The 17,824-nt window shown below is 60.2% G+C and carries 21 protein-coding genes and 1 tRNA gene; 8 read left to right on the top strand and 14 right to left on the bottom strand.

The window, feature by feature from the left end:
• Positions 1-254: 254 nt before the first annotated feature.
• Entirely contained in the window at positions 255-2,372 is a 2,118-nt protein-coding gene (locus QMX97_RS22450) for a TonB-dependent receptor (RefSeq protein ID WP_282397637.1), read from the bottom strand.
• Positions 2,373-2,621: 249 nt separating this feature from the next.
• On the opposite strand from QMX97_RS22450, the gene QMX97_RS22445 reads away from it, so the two are divergent.
• Positions 2,622-2,780, top strand: a complete 159-nt coding sequence (locus tag QMX97_RS22445; protein ID WP_162946103.1) for a hypothetical protein — start codon at positions 2,622-2,624, stop codon at positions 2,778-2,780.
• Positions 2,781-2,785: 5 nt separating this feature from the next.
• Positions 2,786-3,412, top strand: a complete 627-nt coding sequence (locus QMX97_RS22440) for an XRE family transcriptional regulator (protein ID WP_282397636.1) — start codon at positions 2,786-2,788, stop codon at positions 3,410-3,412.
• Between the two features lie 54 nt (positions 3,413-3,466).
• On the opposite strand, the gene QMX97_RS22435 is transcribed toward QMX97_RS22440, so the two are convergent.
• From QMX97_RS22435 to QMX97_RS22420, 4 genes are all read right to left on the bottom strand, one after another.
• Positions 3,467-3,979: a hypothetical protein gene (locus tag QMX97_RS22435; RefSeq protein ID WP_083221464.1), complete on the bottom strand. Its 513-nt coding sequence runs from the start codon at positions 3,977-3,979 to the stop codon at positions 3,467-3,469.
• Between the two features lie 269 nt (positions 3,980-4,248).
• The gene (locus tag QMX97_RS22430) at positions 4,249-4,518 is read right to left on the bottom strand and encodes a hypothetical protein (RefSeq protein ID WP_120448951.1); all 270 of its coding nucleotides are present in this window, start codon (positions 4,516-4,518) and stop codon (positions 4,249-4,251) included.
• A 130-nt stretch (positions 4,519-4,648) separates the two neighbouring features.
• Positions 4,649-5,161: a GAF domain-containing protein gene (locus QMX97_RS22425; protein WP_201145128.1), complete on the bottom strand. Its 513-nt coding sequence runs from the start codon at positions 5,159-5,161 to the stop codon at positions 4,649-4,651.
• Positions 5,162-5,204: 43 nt separating this feature from the next.
• Positions 5,205-5,954, bottom strand: coding sequence for a hypothetical protein (locus QMX97_RS22420; RefSeq protein WP_065907416.1), 750 nt, complete (start codon positions 5,952-5,954; stop codon positions 5,205-5,207).
• A gap of 894 nt (positions 5,955-6,848) precedes the next feature.
• Between QMX97_RS22420 and QMX97_RS22415 the strand changes: the two genes are divergently transcribed.
• The 4 genes from QMX97_RS22415 to QMX97_RS22400 all read left to right on the top strand — a co-directional run bounded on the left by QMX97_RS22415 (position 6,849) and on the right by QMX97_RS22400 (position 9,192).
• The gene (locus tag QMX97_RS22415; RefSeq protein ID WP_282397635.1) at positions 6,849-7,232 is read left to right on the top strand and encodes a hypothetical protein; all 384 of its coding nucleotides are present in this window, start codon (positions 6,849-6,851) and stop codon (positions 7,230-7,232) included.
• Positions 7,233-7,537: 305 nt separating this feature from the next.
• On the top strand, positions 7,538-8,095 hold the full coding sequence (locus QMX97_RS22410) for a hypothetical protein (RefSeq protein ID WP_201145130.1): 558 nt from the start codon (positions 7,538-7,540) through the stop codon (positions 8,093-8,095).
• 148 nt (positions 8,096-8,243) lie between these two features.
• A complete protein-coding gene (locus QMX97_RS22405; protein WP_065907425.1) occupies positions 8,244-8,678 on the top strand; it encodes a hypothetical protein in 435 nt (144 codons plus the stop codon).
• A 274-nt stretch (positions 8,679-8,952) separates the two neighbouring features.
• On the top strand, positions 8,953-9,192 hold the full coding sequence (locus tag QMX97_RS22400; protein ID WP_282397638.1) for a helix-hairpin-helix domain-containing protein: 240 nt from the start codon (positions 8,953-8,955) through the stop codon (positions 9,190-9,192).
• 167 nt (positions 9,193-9,359) lie between these two features.
• On the opposite strand, the gene QMX97_RS22395 is transcribed toward QMX97_RS22400, so the two are convergent.
• Positions 9,360-9,450, bottom strand: a tRNA-Ser gene (locus QMX97_RS22395).
• A 152-nt stretch (positions 9,451-9,602) separates the two neighbouring features.
• Here QMX97_RS22395 and QMX97_RS22390 point away from each other — a divergent pair.
• The gene (locus QMX97_RS22390; RefSeq protein WP_065907428.1) at positions 9,603-10,274 is read left to right on the top strand and encodes a Bax inhibitor-1/YccA family protein; all 672 of its coding nucleotides are present in this window, start codon (positions 9,603-9,605) and stop codon (positions 10,272-10,274) included.
• Positions 10,275-10,337: 63 nt separating this feature from the next.
• Here QMX97_RS22390 and murB read toward each other — a convergent pair whose 3' ends face one another.
• From murB to QMX97_RS22350, 8 genes are all read right to left on the bottom strand, one after another.
• Positions 10,338-11,357, bottom strand: coding sequence for a UDP-N-acetylmuramate dehydrogenase (murB, locus tag QMX97_RS22385; protein WP_282397634.1), 1,020 nt, complete (start codon positions 11,355-11,357; stop codon positions 10,338-10,340).
• Complete coding sequence (locus QMX97_RS22380; protein WP_282397633.1) at positions 11,354-11,818, bottom strand: low molecular weight protein-tyrosine-phosphatase; 465 nt, start codon at positions 11,816-11,818, stop codon at positions 11,354-11,356. Before QMX97_RS22380 ends, murB begins: the two co-directional genes overlap by 4 nt.
• On the bottom strand, positions 11,818-12,582 hold the full coding sequence (gene kdsB / locus QMX97_RS22375; protein WP_106803448.1) for a 3-deoxy-manno-octulosonate cytidylyltransferase: 765 nt from the start codon (positions 12,580-12,582) through the stop codon (positions 11,818-11,820). Before kdsB ends, QMX97_RS22380 begins: the two co-directional genes overlap by 1 nt.
• Positions 12,579-12,764 carry a Trm112 family protein gene (locus tag QMX97_RS22370; RefSeq protein WP_003174668.1) on the bottom strand — a complete coding sequence of 62 codons (186 nt, stop codon included), beginning with the start codon at positions 12,762-12,764 and terminating at the stop codon, positions 12,579-12,581. The genes kdsB and QMX97_RS22370 overlap by 4 nt, the downstream gene beginning before the upstream one ends.
• A gap of 23 nt (positions 12,765-12,787) precedes the next feature.
• A complete protein-coding gene (gene lpxK / locus QMX97_RS22365; RefSeq protein ID WP_282397632.1) occupies positions 12,788-13,798 on the bottom strand; it encodes a tetraacyldisaccharide 4'-kinase in 1,011 nt (336 codons plus the stop codon).
• Entirely contained in the window at positions 13,798-14,226 is a 429-nt protein-coding gene (locus tag QMX97_RS22360) for a biopolymer transporter ExbD (protein ID WP_065907438.1), read from the bottom strand. Before QMX97_RS22360 ends, lpxK begins: the two co-directional genes overlap by 1 nt.
• Entirely contained in the window at positions 14,223-14,858 is a 636-nt protein-coding gene (locus tag QMX97_RS22355) for a MotA/TolQ/ExbB proton channel family protein (RefSeq protein WP_065907440.1), read from the bottom strand. Before QMX97_RS22355 ends, QMX97_RS22360 begins: the two co-directional genes overlap by 4 nt.
• Before the next feature lie 87 nt (positions 14,859-14,945).
• Entirely contained in the window at positions 14,946-17,171 is a 2,226-nt protein-coding gene (locus QMX97_RS22350) for a DNA internalization-related competence protein ComEC/Rec2 (RefSeq protein ID WP_282397631.1), read from the bottom strand.
• 135 nt (positions 17,172-17,306) lie between these two features.
• Between QMX97_RS22350 and QMX97_RS22345 the strand changes: the two genes are divergently transcribed.
• On the top strand, positions 17,307-17,822 hold the full coding sequence (locus tag QMX97_RS22345; RefSeq protein WP_065907443.1) for a DUF2062 domain-containing protein: 516 nt from the start codon (positions 17,307-17,309) through the stop codon (positions 17,820-17,822).
• Positions 17,823-17,824: the final 2 nt, after the last annotated feature.

The following is a 17,824-nucleotide window of genomic DNA, read 5'->3' as shown; positions in this document are numbered from 1 at the left end:
GGGCTGCGAAGCAGCCCCTGTCACTGCTGGCGATGAGTGTCAGGTTTATTGCGTTGAGTCTTAATGGGGCGGCTTCGCCACCCAACGCGGGGCAAGCCCGCTCGCCACAACAAGCCTGGCAGCCACAACAAGCCAAGCCCGTCATCACAATGAGCTCGGTCATCACAACAAGCTCGACCTCCACAACAAGCCTGGCAGCCACAACAAGCCCATTCATCACGACAAGCTCACCACGGCGGGGCGGTCGCGGCGGGTTAACGCCAGCTCCATGAGACGCCGGTGTAGATGCCACGACCGTCTGCCGGGGTCGAGCGGGCCGTGTCCAGGCCTTTGTCGTCGTAGCCGGGGGTGACGGTGTTGGCGTAGCGCCGGTTGGTGAGGTTGCGCAGGTCGACCCACGCTTGCCAGTCCTGCTTGGGCGCGTCGTAGCCGAAGGTCGCCCCCAAAGTCGTGTAGGACGCGGCGTAGTAGGAGTTGGCGTAGTCCACCGCCACACGCGAGGAATACTCGGTGTTGAGGCTGGTGTAGAAACCGGTCGGGTGGCTGTAGCGCAGTTGGGCCTGGTAGTAGTGCTTGGGAATGCCCGGCAAGGTGTTGTCGCCGAAACGGTCGTCGTCGCGGTAGTGGAAGTCACTGAAGGTGTAGGCCTGGCGCAGGGCCACCTGGCCGCTGCGGCCGCCTTCCCATAGCGGGCTGAGCAGGCTCAGCTCTACGCCCTGGTGCACGGTGGGGCTGGCGTTGGATTCGGCAATGATGGCATTGCTGGAAGAGGTCTGGGCCTGGGTTTCCACACTGAGCAGCTCGTGGCGCACTTCTGAACGGTACAGCGCGAGGTCCCACTGGCCGATCCACGCCTCGCCCCGACTGCCGACTTCCAAGGTGGTCGCGGTCTGGTTTTTCAAGCTGACGCCTTCACGCTGCAGGCCAATAGCCGGGCCGCTGCCTGGGCCGAAGTATTTGTTGGAACCCCAGATCATCGACCAGGCGTGCGGCGGCTCGACCGAACGGCTCAAGTTGCCGTATACCTGCAATTGCGGGGTGAAGTCATAACGCAGGCCGATGCGCGGGGCGTAGTCCCAGTCATGCTGGCTCAGCGGCGCCTGGCCTTCGGGGTAGGTCACCTGGGTTTCGCGGCGGGTGTAGATCGCCGCCAGGCCGGTGGTCAGCCACAGGTCCGGGACCAGTTCCAGGTCGTTGCCGATATGCAGCACGGTGTCGGAGCCCAGGTAGCTGTAGTCGCGGGTCTTAGTTCCGGGTGCGTAGGTGGCCGTATTGCCGGCGGGCGTGCGTACATATTCCGACGCGCCGTTGTTGGGCATCGCCTGGGTGGTGCGCAGGCCGACTGTGGTGGTGCTGTCGTGGCCGAACAGCGTGTCCTGGCGGATGTAATTGAGGGTGCTGCTGATGTCGGTGTAGGCAACCTTCAGGCGGTTGGTGCCTTCACGCAGGTCCATCGGATAGTCGTGGTAGGCCAGTCCGACTTCGACGCGGGAGCTGTCGTCCAAGTGCAGGGTGGTCTTGTTGGCGATCCAGGTCGAGCCCGGTTGCAGGCGCTTGGAGTCGCGGGCGGCGTTAAGGCTGTTGGCCGCACGCGGGTCGTGGCTGATCTGCGCACGGGTAAGTTTGCCGGGGGTGTCGTTGGTGGTTTCGCGGTAGCGGAAATAGAAACGGGTTTCCAGGTCCGGGTTGAAGCGGTAGCCGAAGTTGGCCGCCAAGCCCTTGCCCGTGGCAGCGCTCTGGCGTTGGTAGCCGTCGGACTCGGAGTCGGTGAGGCTGATGTAGTAGTCGGCATCTCCCAGCACTTGCCCGGAGCTGATCTCGCGTTGGGCGTAGCCACGGCTGCCGGCCTCATAGCGCAGCTGCAGCTTGGGCGCATCGTAGCCGGTGCGGGTCACATAATTGACCGCGCCACCCAGCGCCAATGCGCCCTGGTCAAAGCCATTGGCACCGCGCAGCACCTCGACGCGGCTTTGCCACAAGGGGTCCTTGAGCTCATAGGGGGTCCCGCCGGGGCCGGTCAGCGGCAAGCCATCGAACATTTCATACAGCCCCGAGGCATGCGAACCCGGGCTGCGATTGAGGCCGGAACCGCGAATCGAGAGTTTCACCCCTTCATTATTCGCCGCCTTGGCGTACACCCCAGCCTGGTACTTGAACACATCTTCGTTGGTGCTCACCCGCCCCTGCTGCACGCTGTTCATGTCGATGAAATTGGTGCCGCCGGGCACGCTCTTGAGTTGTGCCTGGGCGACTTCACCAGCACTCGCCTCGCTGCTGGTGACTTCGACCGGGGCCAGTTGCAGGTCTTCGGCCTGCACCAGCGAACTTAAGGTCAGGGCGGCAAAAAAGAGCGGGGGTTGGCGCAGCAGCATCGAGGCAGGTCCTTGGAATTCGGGGGCGTGGCAGGCTGAGCCTGGCATGCGAACAGTGTTGGGAAGGCAGGCGCGCCCGCCAGGTCACGCCTTATTAACGGACCAGACCCTTCCCACAACAGTGTCGGACCCAATTTATGGGTTAAGTCCAAAATCGAATTACCACATGCAAACTCAGTATTTAAAGAAATAACCGGCAGGCATTACTGTGGAGCCACTGAACCAACCACGCCGCACGAGACTGCCCCCATGCAAACATCCGCCACCGTCATCGACTTCACGCTTCACCGCAAACGCCGCCAGGCGCGTGCCGCGGCTGAGCTGATGTGGGCGATGTACGCGGCGCGTGCCGGGCTGGCGGTGTTTACCGCACAGGTGACGCCGTCCAGCGATACTCGCCGGGCGTAAGGCCGATGAATTTCCTGCACGTGCTCCCCGAACCACCCGACCCCCTGCCCAAACCCACTGTTGACGACGACGTGATCAGCTTGTGCGTCGCGCATAACCTGCAACGCTTGCGCAGCAAACGCCATCTGTCACTGGATGGCCTGGCGCGTGTGTGCGGGGTCAGTCGGGCGATGCTGGCGCAGATTGAATCCGGGCGCAGCGTGCCGTCGATCAAGGTGCTGTGCAAGATCGCCAAGGGCTTGAAGGTGTCGGTCGCGGCGTTCCTGGAGGACCGCGCGTTCGAAGGCGTCGAGGTGCTGCCGGCACACCAGAGCAAACGCCTGGTGAGTGCCGACGGCGCGTTTACCAGCCGCGCGTTGTTTCCCTACGATACGGCGCGTCAGTCGGAGTTCTACGAGATTCGCCTGCGTGCGCTTGGCGAGGAAGTCTCCGAAGGCCACGGCCCCGGCATCCAGGAGAACCTGGTCGTGGCGCAAGGTGTGCTGGAGGTCAGTGTCAACGATGAGCGCTACCTGCTCTCCACCGGCGACTCGATCCTGTTCTATGCCGACCAGCCCCACCGCTACCGCAACCCGGCGGACAGCGAAGCCGTGGCGTTCCTGGTAATCACCTACCCCGAACGCCTGGATTAATCCCGGCAAAAAAAACGCCCCGAATCATCGGGGCGTTTTTTATTGCGCTACCTGTCAGCAGGTGCAGCACATCATCGGCATGCCGTTGCAGCTCATCATCATCGGCATGGCGCAGTCGTTCATCATTTTATTCATGAGCATGCAGCAGTTTTTCATCATGTCCATGCTCATGCCCGGCATCGGCATCATTTTGCACATCATGCCGTCAGCCTGCAGGGTGCATTCCATCACGCACTTCATCATAGGCATCATCATGCCCATCGACATCATCGGCATGTTCATCGGCATATTCATGCCCGACATCATCGCCATGGTCTCGGCGGACATGCACATCATCGACATGTTGGCGCACTGCATCATCATCGGCATGCCGCAGTTCATCATCATCGCCATCATTTCGGCGTTGGTCTTGAACTGAGCCATGTCCATGCCCGCCGCCGGCTTCATGGTGCACATCATGGCGTCAGCGGCCATTTCGCATTTCATGGTGGCCATCATCATCGGCATGCCCATCATCGGCATCATTGGCATGGAAGTGTTCATCGGCATCTGCATTGCATTCATCATGTTCGAAACTCCGTAATCGACAGGAAATGAGTAAGTTCTGGGGCCGATTCTAGAGACGCCAGGCAGCGGCGCAAGACGGCGACAGAGCAGCAGGATCGGATGTTCGGAGGGAAGCTTAGTCGATCAAGACAGCTGTGCCGGCTGTGATGGTGGGCATTTCGTTGTTATCGCGTCGCGGATGTCCGTGACACGCGCCAATTCGACGTCATGGATATTCTATCCAGGCATGTCGTCCAATCTTATGGAAATAAACGGTCTAACGACGGCGTTCAATCGCTAGGCTGCGCCAGTAAGTCCAGCAATTCCTGCGCTTCTGATCCCGGCGCAAACCTGAACCCGTACATTTCTTCGGCGGCGAGGATTTCAACCAGGGCACCCAGCAGCTGCGCTTCGGTTGGCGAACCTTGCAGCAGTGCGTGCGCGGGCAGTAACAGCTCCGCTGGAACACCCTGGACACTCGCGGCATCGATCACGGCAAAGAGCATAAAGCGCAGGCGTATTTCGCGGTCTGTCGGCCAAACCGTTTTTCGCTTACCCAAGGGAGGGCCTCATTTTTTCGGAAAAGTCCGAGGCTATTGCGCACTGAGGGGTGATTCAAGCGGCGGGATGCAAGATAGGCCGTTTCCTACAGAGAAAAGAGACATAGCCCAGCAAACCACCTTGATGGGTTCAGGCTCTGCTGCGCTGCAATTCCAGCGTAGTGCCGATGAGCCGCGTAAAGATGCTCAGGATTTCGAGCATTTGGGTGTTTTCAAACTGCCTGGGCAACACGTCCAACGCGCACAAGGTGCCAAAAAAAGTGCCGTCGGAGAACACGATGGGCAACGAGATATAGCTCTCGAAGCCATGCTCCTTGGGCAACGGGTGCTCCCAGAATACCGGGTCGCGACTGGCATGCTCGATGACGATCGACTTGCGATTGGCGCGTAACTGGTTGCACAACGTGGCCTCCACGAGCAACTCGTCGCCGGCCTCCAGCCCGAACTGCAACTCGTCATGAACCGCACACGCCACCCAGTGCGTGTCCGTCATCTTGGAAATGGCTGAAAAGCGCATTCCGGTCAAACGCGAAGTCAGTCGCAAGATATTTGAAGTGGTTTCGATCTCTGTGATCGCGTCCAGCTCTTCAATGGTTAGATGTTTGATAACACGCTCCTCACATGACAGGTCTCCCCCCTGCATCGGCCATTGGCGATGAGGCTTAAATCCACGCCGACGAAATGCATCACTGCACCGGCAGGAAATTCATCAGCAACAGGCTCTGCGCGTAATTGAGCCCAATGCGCCGGTAGCGTTCATCCAGCATCTGGGTCAACAGGTCGAGGCGCGCGACGATTTTGCCGAACTCCACGGCGAAGCTCAGGTTGCTACCCTCCTCCGAAATTTCGTTGGAAAACAGCAGCAGCACGCCATTCGCATCCTGACGCTTGCCGAGCAGCCAGGTGGCCTTTTCGATATTGCGCGCGGCGTTGCTGACGAACTGCGGGTTGATCGAGTCGGTGATGTAGAACTCGGTGCGGCCACCGTGGGCCGTCACAATCATGCTGCCGATGGCATAGATAAAGGCGCCGACCCGGTCGCCTTTGAACTCCGGACTCAGCGAATAACTCAACGCGGCCAAATCGCGGCGGTCGCCAAGGGCCGGCAGTGAGCGACGCTGCTCAATGGCCTGGCGAATTTCCCGCGCGGCGCTCACCGCATCCGGGTAACCCGACTGGCGCCACTGGTTGGGGTTGCGCAGGTAGAGCTTGTTCATCAGCAAATACAGGCTCTGCAAGTTGTCGCGCATGCCCAGGGTGGCCATGCGATCGACACTCGTCTGGAAAAACTCATCGGGTTTACCATTGCTGAACTGCTTGGCGATATCTTGCCCTTGCTGCTGCGTACACCCGCCAACACAGAGCATTAACACTGCCGCCAGCCACAGTGGCTGGCGCCTCCATCGAATCTTGAATAACAGTAACGTGCGATCCATCGGCACCCGATCTGGTTCTCATGCCCCGCGCGGGGGATCGGCGGGGCTGCGACAAAGATAGATAGGAAAAATGCAAAAAAGTGCAATAGAGGCCGGCAGATAGTTGTAAACCGTATGACTGGGGATCAAACGTGAAGAATTCGGCGCAGGCACTATACTCAGAGGAACAGTTGCGAGTGACTTTGGCGAGCCAAGGAAGATTGACAACACCCATCTCTCTCTTAACAGCAACTGTACTGGAGGGTCGCGGCGATGAAACACCCCATTAGAGCTCAAATCTTTGTTCAGGTAATTTGCTTGCTTTCGGTGGCTCAGCTTTTCTGCTGAGCAGTGCGTGACTGCCTTTTAACTCTGCTGCAGATGCGGCATGGAGGGCTGTTGCCGTTTACCTGGAATCGCGCCGATTACGCCCGCCAGGCAAACTGGCGCGTAGTGCGGTCCAAAGGATGCTAAGAACATGCACGCCAACCGCAGGCCCCGTTGAAGACTGCCCGGTGGCGCTAGACTCAAACCAGCCCCGGGCAAGCGCAGACACCACTTCAGCGTCGCGGGGCTCGGGAGCCTTGGTTTAGATAAATTGCCGGGGTTCCTCGGATGAAGGCGAAACCCTTTTCAGACATCAAACTTCAAACGACTCCGTCACTGCGAGGAGAACTTTCTCCGATTTGATAAGGCAATCACAGGAGCCTTCTATAGATAGTGGCGTAATGACACTCCTGCAGCCATGCGTCGTGTACAACGTGAAAGGATTCACACTTATGGAACTTCAGCGTTGAAGGCCAATAACCGACCCAATAGTATTTTTCCCGCCCGGGCGCACCTCTTATACGGATATTGTTCTGCGCCAGCTCGGGACTTCTGCGTTGCGCAGGCAATAAAACATTGAGGTTTGCCATGCGTCTTTCCAAACTCGCACCCGCCGCCGCCCTGTTCAGCCTGTTCACCCTGCCCGCCCATGCCGCCGACCTGAGTGCCCTCACGGGTGCGCTGTCGTCTGCCCTCGGTGGTGCCAACAACAGCACCGTCAACGCCAATAACAGCAACAGTGCCTCCTGCCAGCAACAGGTTCGCGACCTGCAGGCAAAAACCAATGCCGCCAATGCCAAGGGCGACACCTTGCGCGCAACCGCTTACCAGGCGGCGCTCACGCAAACCAACAAAAGCTGCAGCAACTCTACCTACAACGCCCAGGCGCAGGTCGACACCAACCCGCAACGCCAGCAGAACGTCAACAAGGCGGCGGATGCAATCAACGCCATTGGCGGGTTGTTCAAGTAGTCCGTAACACGCAGTGAAAAAGGCCCGCGAATGCGGGCTTTTTCATGTGTATCCGTCCACCTTTGGCACTGTTGAAAGCGATAGATCAGGCGCGCTGTAGTGCGATTTGGAAACTTCGCCTGCCGGCGGCCAGGGTTCTGGGGCTGCGTAGATGCCTTGGCCAAAAGGATGTGATCGGCGCATCCGTCCCCCCTAGGTATCAACATGCCACTAGCACATCTGTTCTATGTTACTGCCCCCATCATGATGCTAGCTTCTTGACCCCTTAGATAGCCACTTCGCAAGTTCAAGGAGTTGAACAGCAGATGTCTTTTTATTCTGGGATCAATCAACGTCGTCTCCTATTGGTTGCGCTCCTATCAGTGTTTACTTGCGCATGGGCCAATGACTCAAGTCCCACCGGAGATTGGTGGATCATCTACGGGGATGGCGCGCCCGGCAAGAATGTGACCTATGTCGCAGATCGAACTTCCGTGACGCCCTCTAAAAAAACCAAGGGAGCCCAGTTAGTCGCCGTTACTTTAGTTTATGAAGAACTGGGCAAGCCCATGATTGATGTCTACAACATGGAGGTCCAGTGCCCAACGCATAAGTTTCGATTTATCAATGGTCAATCTGTCTCGCGCATGGGTAGCCTACGGCACTTGAAAGTATCGGAAAAATGGCAGGACGTGAAAGACCCCTGGGTCCAGCGCAGTGCTGAATTCGTTTGCTCGCCGAAGAGCAAAGATATGATTGCGATGGGCAAGATGGAATATATGCAGATGATTAATATTACCCAGCAGATGTTCTTTAAGCTGGCGCCCATCCGCGAGAAAAGTCAGATGATGGAAGACCTGGACTCCATACTTGGCAATAAATAGCAACCGATCTGCACGCTGAGGCCGATGGACACTAACGGGTCGGCAGCGCGTCAACTTGAACGGGCATCGCGATGGGTAAGTATCCGCTAATCCCCAATACAGACATCAGATGTAGTTTTTTACTTTTAGCGAGACAGAGGGCGTCGGGATGGAAAAGTTGGCTAAAGCAGTGTTGCTGGGGATGGTCATTTCATCAGTACTGCTTTTGAATGGTTGTAGCACCATTGCCCAGTCCCGCTGGGAAGGGCGAGACCTCCAAGAGGCACTGGATTTATTTGGCAAGCCCGATTCAATGAAAAAGCAAACAGGCCCGAACGGCGAGGCGCTAGCGGTACTGACTTGGTATAAGTCCTCAAGTTGGACCAATACTGAAGCAGCAGGAACCTCGATGAACCACACGGGCAATGGCATGGTGTACACGGAACATTATCAAACGGTCGGACACAGCTCTTCCTGCAAACTTGAGGCGACGGTCAACAAAGCCAAAAAAATCGTACTTTTTAGAATCGAGGATGGGCGCATCCTCCATGGCAAGTGCACGAACGTCCCTTACGTACCTGGGTATATCCCCCCAGGCTTTTAAAACTGAGCCATCCAATAATAGATGGCTCACCGCGAGTTTCTGAGCGCCTCACCCAATTTATGGAGTGTGAGTCTGTCGGTCAAAATGAAGCCCTTACAAGCTTCCATAGAGAAGATAACTGCAACTGCGTTTGGGGTTTCGCCACCCACAGGTCCTGAGTATCCAAGCCAAAAAAGCCAATCCATCCTCCTTAAAACGAGGATACCGGCCTATTGAGGCACTCTCTAGCGTCGGGCACACTCACGTGGACTCATCGGTAAAAAAAGAATTTACAGTGCCGTTTTCATTGGATGAAAGAACCGCTCTGCTCGCACTCAAAGGTATAGGGCCAACGGTAATTACTCGACTTGAGCAAATGGGTATCGAATCGCTCGCCGAACTTCGAAAATCAGATGTGGGTGACATTCTGGCGCGAGCATCCGAGGCATTAGGCTCGACTTGCTGGAAGAACAGCCCTCAAGCCAGAGCAGCCATCACCGCCGCAGTGGAGCTTGCGAAGAGCTCTACAGATTAAATCCCGGCCCGGTGCAGACATGCTGGGGAGACCCTGAAACCGACCCGCTGACATCGCGTTGCGGAAACTGCCTGAGACGATGCGCAAACGATCGGGGCTTTAACTAAAAGAGCCGCCAACCGCCAGAAACACAAAAGCCCCGCATTGCGGGGCTTTCGTTTGAATCTTGGCGGGAAACCAGGGATTCGAACCCTGGAGACGCTATTAACGTCCGCCGGTTTTCAAGACCGGTGCATTCAACCACTCTGCCAATTTCCCTTGTGCATCACAGGATTATAGTAGCCTATCCCGTCTCAGCGGGCGCCATAATACCCGAATGAAACACACTGTCAAACTCTCGCCATCGCTTGTTACAGAGCGTCTGTTATGATCTTTGCGACTGAACGTTTCAAAACCGAAGGAGTGTCGCCATGCGCGAACAGAATTACGCAGTGAATGGTAACGCGCAGGCTGAGCAGCTTGAAGTCAGCCGCGTGTTGCGCAACACCTATGGCTTGCTCGCCCTCACCCTCGCCTTCAGCGGCGTGATGGCGTTCGTGGCCCAACAGATGCGCGTCGGCTACCCGAACATCTTTGTCGTGCTGATCGGCTTCTACGGTCTGTTCTTCCTGACCAACAAGCTGCGTGACTCGGCCTGGGGCCTGGTGTCGGCGTTTGCCTTGACCGGTTTCATGGGCTTTATCCTCGGCCCGATCCTCAACCGTTACCTCGGCATGGCCGGCGGCGCGGAAGTGGTCAGCTCGGCGTTTGCCATGACGGCCCTGGTGTTTGGTGGTCTGTCGGCCTACGTGCTGATTACCCGCAAGGACATGAGCTTCCTGGGTGGCTTCATCACCGCGGGCTTCTTCGTACTGCTGGCCGCCGTGCTCGCCAGCATGTTCTTCCAGATCAGCGGCCTGCAACTGGCGATCAGCGCAGGTTTTGTGCTGTTCTCCTCGGTGTGCATCCTGTTCCAGACCAGCGCCATCATCCACGGCGGTGAGCGCAACTACATCATGGCGACCATCAGCCTGTATGTGTCGATCTACAACCTGTTTATCAGCCTGTTGCAGATCTTCGGCATCATGAGCCGCGATGACTGATTCATCCGCGCAATAAAAAATGCCCCGTATCGAAAGATACGGGGCATTTTTGTTTTCAGCGGTTCAGTACTGGTTGGGTTCCATTTCCAGGTCGACCTTGAAGCGCTCGGCGATATCCTGCTGGATACGCCTGGCCAGGTTGGCAATGTCGTGCCCTGACGCAGCGCCATAGTTGACCAGCACCAGCGCCTGCAACTTGTGCACGCCCGCATCGCCTTCGCGAAAACCCTTCCAGCCTGCCTTGTCGATCAACCAGCCGGCAGCGAGTTTCATCTGCCCATCGGCCTGGGGATACGCCACCAGGTCCGGGTACAGCTCCTGCAGTTGCGCAGCCAGCGCCTGGGACACCAACGGGTTCTTGAAGAAGCTGCCGGCATTGCCAAGCTCCGCCGGGTCCGGCAGTTTCTCGCGACGAATGCTGCAGATTGCCCGACTGACATCACTTGGCGTCGCCTCGGTGATGCCCTGCTCGGCCAGGCGCTGCTGCACCGGGCCGTAGTCGAGCTTGAGGTGGCTGGCGCGACTCAGGGCAAAGCGCACCCGCAGGATCAGCCAGCGCCCGGTCTCGTGCTTGAACAGGCTGTCGCGGTAGGCAAAGTTGCACTCTGGCAGGCTGAAATCGCGCAGCTCGCCCGTGTGCCGGTCCAGGGCAGTCAGGCCGGCGAATACGTCCTTGATCTCTACACCGTAGGCACCGATGTTCTGCATGGGGGCAGCGCCCACCGTACCAGGGATCAGGCTGAGGTTTTCCAGACCGCAGAAGCCCTGCGCCAGGGTCCACAGCACGAATGGGTGCCAGGCTTCGCCCGCTTCGGCTTCAACCACCACCTGCACGCCGTCATCGCTGAGCACGCGGATGCCTTGGGTGGCCATACGCAGGACCAGTGCAGGAATATCCTGGGTCAGCAGCAGGTTGCTGCCGCCACCGATGACCAGCACCGGCAATGCATTCGCGGCGCCGTAGGCCAGGGCCTCGCGCACGTCGTCGTCACTGTGCGCTTCGGCGAACAGCTGGGCACGCACATCGATGCCAAAGCTGTTGAATGGCTTGAGCGATACCTGCGCAAGCACCTGCAAGGTCATAACCGCCCCTTCAATTCGATCACCAATAAGTCACAGGCGCGCTCGATCAGGTCCAGCACCCGCTCGAAGCCTTGTTCGCCTTCGTAGTAAGGGTCCGGCACTTCGTCGACTTCAGCCTCAAAGCGGCGCAGGAACAGGTCCAGCTCGGCCTTGCCCTGCGCTGGCTGCAGGGCCTTGAGATTGCGCAGGTTGCTGTTGTCCATCGCGAGGATCAGGTCATAGCGCGCAAAGTCGGCACGTGATACCTGCTGGGCACGTTGCGCCGACAAGTCGTAGCCGCGAACCAACGCTGTACGCTGGCTGCGCTGGTCGGGCGGGTTGCCGATATGCCATTCACCGGTACCGGCCGAGGCCACTTCCACCTGCCCCGCCAGCCCGGCTTCGCGCAATTTATGGCGCAGCACACCTTCGGCAGTCGGCGAGCGGCAGATATTGCCCAGGCAGACAAACAGAACTTCCATCAAGCCCCCAGCAGGCGCCGGACGCGCTCAAGGTCTTCCGGGGTATCGACGCCGGCAGGAGGCGCTTCCAGGGCATCGCCCACGTGGATACGCACGCCGTGCCACAGGGCACGCAGTTGTTCCAGCGATTCGGTGTTTTCCAGCCAGCACGGGCCCCAGCTGACGAAGTCATGCAGGAAGCCGGCGCGATAGGCGTAGATGCCGATATGGCGGCGATACGGCACGCCTTGCGGCAACACGTCAGGCTGCTTGGCAAAGGCATCGCGGGCCCACGGCAAGGTCGAACGGCTGAACGTCAGCGCCAGGCCATTGATGTCACTGACCACCTTGACCACATTGGGGTTGAACAGTGTGTCGATGTCTTCGATCGGCTCCGCAAGCGTGGCCATGCGCGCTTCGCCATGGGCGGCCAGGTTGGCGGCCACCTGATCGATCACGCTCGGCGGGATCAGCGGCTCGTCCCCCTGCACGTTGACCACGATCGCATCCGGGGCCAGGCCCAGCTGGGTGGCCACTTCAGCCAGGCGGTCGGTGCCGGAGTTGTGGTCCTCGCGGGTCAGCACCGCTTCGGCGCCGAAACCTTTGCAGGCGTCGATGATGCGTGGATCATCGGTAGCCACCACCACGCGCTCGGCGCTGCTCTTGCAGGCCTGCTCCCACACCAGCTGGATCATCGGCTTGTGGCCGATCAGTTGCAGCGGTTTGCCCGGCAGCCGGGTCGAGGCGTAGCGCGACGGAATGACAACGGTAAAGGCTGTGGTCATTTATCCAGGCGCTCGTCGGTAGTCAGGGTGCGGGCTTCGCTTTCCAGCATCACCGGGATGCCATCACGGATCGGGTAAGCCAGGCCGGCGCCTTTGCTGATCAGCTCGGTTTTGTCGGCGCTGAGCTTGAGCGGGCCTTTGCAGATCGGGCAAGCGAGGATGTCGAGCAATTTGGTGTCCATGAGTGTTTCCTGGATAACGGCGTTTAAGGCAAGAGACGAGCGGGCAGCAGACGCATCAACTGCGTGTCGAACCAGGCGACGAACGCTGGCGACGGCACGGCATCCACTGCAAGGTACCACCAGTCTGGCCGGGCAAAGGCGCGGCACTTCACCGCGTCCTTCTCGGTCATGACCAGCGGCAATGACGGCGTAAAGTTCAGGACCTCGGCGCTGTAGGGCGCGTGGTCGGCAAAAGCATGGGGTATTGGCTGCCAGTGTAGCGTTTCAAGGGTATTGAAGAAACGTTGCGGGTTGCCGATGCCGGCGACCGCGTGTACCTGCTGGCCCGCCGGGAAGTAATCGACCGGCTGGCGCTCGCCGCTCTGCAGGTTGATCAATGCGCTGGGTTGCAGGTGAAAGGCGAAGCCGTCCTCACGGTCCGAGACGGCGCCGTTGTACAGCAACGCATCGACACTCTGCAGGCGCTCCACCGGCTCGCGCAACGGTCCGGCCGGCAGGCAGCGGCGATTGCCCAGGCCACGGGCGGCGTCGATCAGTACCAGTTCCAGGTCACGGGCCAGGCGGTAATGCTGCAGGCCGTCGTCGGAGAGGATCAAGTCCAGGGTTTCACTCGCCAGCAGGGCCCGGACCGCGCGACTGCGGTCGGGGTCGATCATCAATGGGACACCGCAGCGCTGCACGATCAATAGCGGCTCATCACCAGCCACGTCGGCGCTGTGACTGGCCTCGACCCGCCACGGCAGCTGCGGCGGCTTGGCACCATACCCACGACTGACCACGCCAACGCGCAAACCGCTGCGCCGGCAGTGTTCGATCAGCCACAGGATCAACGGCGTCTTGCCGGTGCCACCCACGGTGATATTGCCGACCACCACCACCGGCACAGGCGACTGGTAGATCTCGCCCTCGCCCGCCAGGAATCGCGCACGCTTGCGCTGCACCACGCGGCGATACAGGGATTCCAGCGGCCGCAACAAGGCGAGCGCCGGATGGCCGGTGTACCAGGCCTTGAGCAAACGATCGGACATGGCCATCAGGGTTGGCTCGCCGCCTCGACAGTGGTCATGCGCAGATGGCTGAAGCCGAGCTTGCCGGCCGCGTCCATGGCGGTGATCACGGCCTGGTGCTGGGTCTTGCCGTCTGCACTGATCGAAAGCGGCATCTTGGTATCACCGCCGGATTCCTTCTGCAGCGCGTCCATCAGGCTATTGAGGTCGTTTTTCTCGAGCAACTGGTTATTCACCGAGAACACCCCGTCGGCGCTGATGGCGATGTCGAGTTGCTTGACTTGCTGGTCTTCGGCCGGCGAACCGCTCACGGCTTCCGGCAAGTCGACACGCAGCTGGGTTTGTCGGGTGAACGTGGTGGTGACGACAAAAAACAGCAGCAGGATGAACACCACGTCGATCAGCGACGCGAGGTTGATATCGACATTTTCCCGTTGCTTGCGGCGAAATTTCACGCTCTGCCCTCGACCAAGTCCACATCACGGTCGCCCTGCACCACTTCCACCAACTTGATGGCTTCCTGCTCCATGCCAACCACCAGTTCATCGATGCGGCGTTGCAGGAAGCGATGGAAGAACACCGAAGGAATACCGACCATCAGGCCTGCGGCCGTGGTGATCAAGGCCTTGGAAATACCACCGGCCAGCACCGCGGCGTTGGTGGTCATGCCCGAGCCCATGAACGAGCTGAAAATATCGATCATGCCTAATACCGTGCCCAGCAGCCCCAGCAACGGCGCCATGGCGGCGATGGTGCCGAGGGCGTTGATATAGCGTTCCAGTTCATGGATGACGCGGGCCGCGGCTTCCTCGATGCACTCCTTCATGATCTCGCGACCATGCTTGGAGTTGGCCAGGCCCGCGGCGAGGATCTCACCCAGCGGCGAGTTGGCCCGCAGTTCCTTGAGCTTGTCCTTGTCCAACTGTTTGTTCTTGATCCAGCCCCAGACCTGCCCCAGCAGATGCTCGGGGGTGACGCGGCTGGCGCGCAGGGTCCACAGGCGTTCGGCGACGATGCCGAGTGCGGCGATGGAACTCATGATGATCGGCAACATCATCCAGCCGCCGGATTTGACCAATTCCCACACAGTGAATGTCCCCTCGAAAAAGTGCGCCACTTTACCATATAGGTTCGCCGGCGGGGTCCGCCGGCCATGCAGCGGTCGACGGTACGATCAGGGTAACCCCTCGCGCCAGAACCGGCGTTGACTGCGCGCAACAACCGGTGCTGCAAAGGCCCCCAGCTGCAGGCGCACGGCCCCCTGCTCGGCACTGTCGTAGACCTGGCTGCCCAGCGCCTGATAGCGCTGCAGCACCTGCGGATGGGGATGGCCGAACGCGTTGCCACGCCCCCGCGATATCAGCACCGAACCGGGTGCCAATCGCTGCAGGAAGGCCTTCGAAGACGAACTGCGGCTGCCATGGTGGGGCGCTTGCAGCCAATCGGTCGGCACGGCCAGCGGCGAAGCCAGGAAAGCCTGTTCGGCGGCGCGATCAATGTCGCCGGTGAGCAACAGGCGCTCGCCATTCGCCTGCACCTGCAGCACGCAGGACTTCGCGTTACCGTTGTCGGCGCCTGACCATTGCCACAGCTCGAATGAAACACCGTCCCACTGCCATTGCTCACCGCTGACGCAAGGCTGGGTGCCGAGGAACGCCGGCAGGCCTTCGACTTCACCGCCCACCACACGCTGGATCGGCATGCCCCCGGCAATCGCCGCCGCGCCGCCCGCGTGATCCGCATCGGCATGGCTGAGCAACATCATGTCGAGCCTGTCGACCCCGAACTTTCGCAGCGACGGCAGCACCACCCGCGCGCCGAGGTCAAATGTTCCGGTACGCGGGCCGGCATCGTAGAGCAAGGTGTGATGGCGGGTTCGCAGGATCAGGGATTGCCCCTGCCCGACATCCAGCTGAACCACGTCCACCTGCCCATGGGGCACCCGCTCCTGCGGCGGAAAGACGGCAAGCAGCAGCATCGGCAACCCCAGCAGGCGCAACGGCACACCGTTGGGCAACAACAGCAGCACCGTGCCCAGCAGGCTCAACCACCAGTAACCCAGCGGCACCTCGGCCGGGACCCACGCCGGCTGCAGTCCGGCGAGCCAGGCCAGGCCCTCGAACAGCCCGGCCAATGCACCGCCGGCCAGCCACAACAGGCTCTCCCCCAACCACGGCAACGGCAGCAAGGCAGTCCCCAGCAAGGCCAGCGGCAATACCACCAGGCTGATCCAGGGCACCGCCACCAGATTGGCCAACGGTGCACTCAGGCTGATCGGCAACCCCAGCACCAGCAATACCGGAAACAGGCCGATGGCGATCAGCCACTGCGGTCGGGTCCATGCCTGCCACACACTCCAGGGCCCCAGCCGCCCGGCGAAGGCCAGGATCAGCACCGCCACCGCGGCAAAGGACAACCAGAAGCCTGGCTGCAAACTGGCCAATGGCTCCAGGATCAGCACGCCATTAAGCGCCAGCAACAATGGCCACCACACCCCCAGGTGACGAAAGCGCAAACGCCACACCAGCACCAACCCGACCATCACACACGCACGCTGGACCGGCACGCCGAACCCTGCCAACAGGCCGTACCCCAGGGCTGCGCCGAATGCCAGGCCGCACGCCCATGGCAGCCACGGCCAGGTGCGCGGCCAGCACCCGTAGCGCGCCAACCCGGCGATCAGTCCGTAGACCAGCCCCGCCAGCAGGCCAATATGCTGGCCGGAAATCACCAGCAGGTGCACGGTGCCGGTAGCCTGCAAGACCTGCCAATCTTCGGCCGCCAACCCCGAACCGTCGCCCAACACCAACGCAGCCAGGCCCGCCTCGCGACCTTGGGCATCCACCGCCAGCAGACGCTGGCGCACGCTGTCGCGCCAGGCATTGCGCGCCGGCGCCAGGCGCTCGCCGTCCTTCACCGACGCGGTGGCACCGATGCGCTGGGCCAACAGCCAGGCCTCTTGATCGAACCCATGAAAATTCAGCAGGCCCGAGGGCCGCTTGAGGCTGACTGCCAGGCGCCAGCGCTCGCCACTGCGCACCTCGGGCCCGCCCCGCCAGGACACGCGAATACGCGTGGGCAGCCGCGCCTTTCGCGAGCGGCTGTCGGTCAGTTCAAAACGTACGCCCTCGCCTGTTCGTTGCGGTAACCCGGTGACCCGCCCTTCGACCCAGCGGGTCTGGCCGTCCAGCGCCGGGTCGAGACGATCATTCAGGGCCGATTGCGCGCTGAGGCAAGCCCAGCTCAAACCGAACAGCAAGAACGCCAGCGGGTAGGTGCGAAACGGCAACAGCATCAGCGCCACCACCAGCAGCATCACCAGCCATCCCGTCGACGGCAGCGCCGGTAACCAACGCAAGGCCAGCAACCCCAGCGCCAGCGCAAACATCCCTGTCTTCATGAATCATCCTTTGCAAGTGATCCACTCAGTCTTAGCGGGTTGCCGGGCAGCGCCTATGATGTTTTGTCACAAAGTCTGAATTTTCTGTTTATAGAATGCGGGCATACTTGCCCCTCGAACTGACCTGGACCCCTTATGCCCCGGCGCTTATTCAAACGGTACATGCCCGACCCGACCAGTATCAGGGAACACAAGTCATTACAGTTTCTCGGCACGCTGCTGCATGACCCGAACCTCTGGCACCTGAACCGGCACTCGGTGGCCCGGGCCATGGCGGTCGGCCTGTTCGCGGCCTTTATCCCGATCCCGTTGCAGATGCTGCTCGCGGCCATCCTGGCGATTACGGTGCGCGGCAATATGCCCATCGCCGTCAGCCTGGTGTGGCTGACCAACCCGATCACCATGCCGGTGGTGTTTATTTGCACCTACCTGACCGGCGCGTGGTTGATGAATGTACCGCCACGCAGCCTGCCCGATGACCTCACCTGGGAATGGATCAGCAGCCAACTGAGTACCTTGTGGCAGCCCTTTCTGCTGGGTTCGGTGGTATTGGGGCTGGTGTTGGGGGCGCTGGCCTATTGCCTGACCATGCTCTATTGGCGCTGGTGGGTGGCGCACCAATGGAAGAAGCGCAAACAGCGTCGCGCGTGAAG

Source organism: Pseudomonas sp. PS01298 (genome assembly GCF_029959745.1).
Classification (GTDB): domain Bacteria; phylum Pseudomonadota; class Gammaproteobacteria; order Pseudomonadales; family Pseudomonadaceae; genus Aquipseudomonas; species Aquipseudomonas aylmerensis.
Note: the sequence above shows the minus strand (reverse complement) of the source record. Positions and strands in the feature narration are given on the sequence as shown.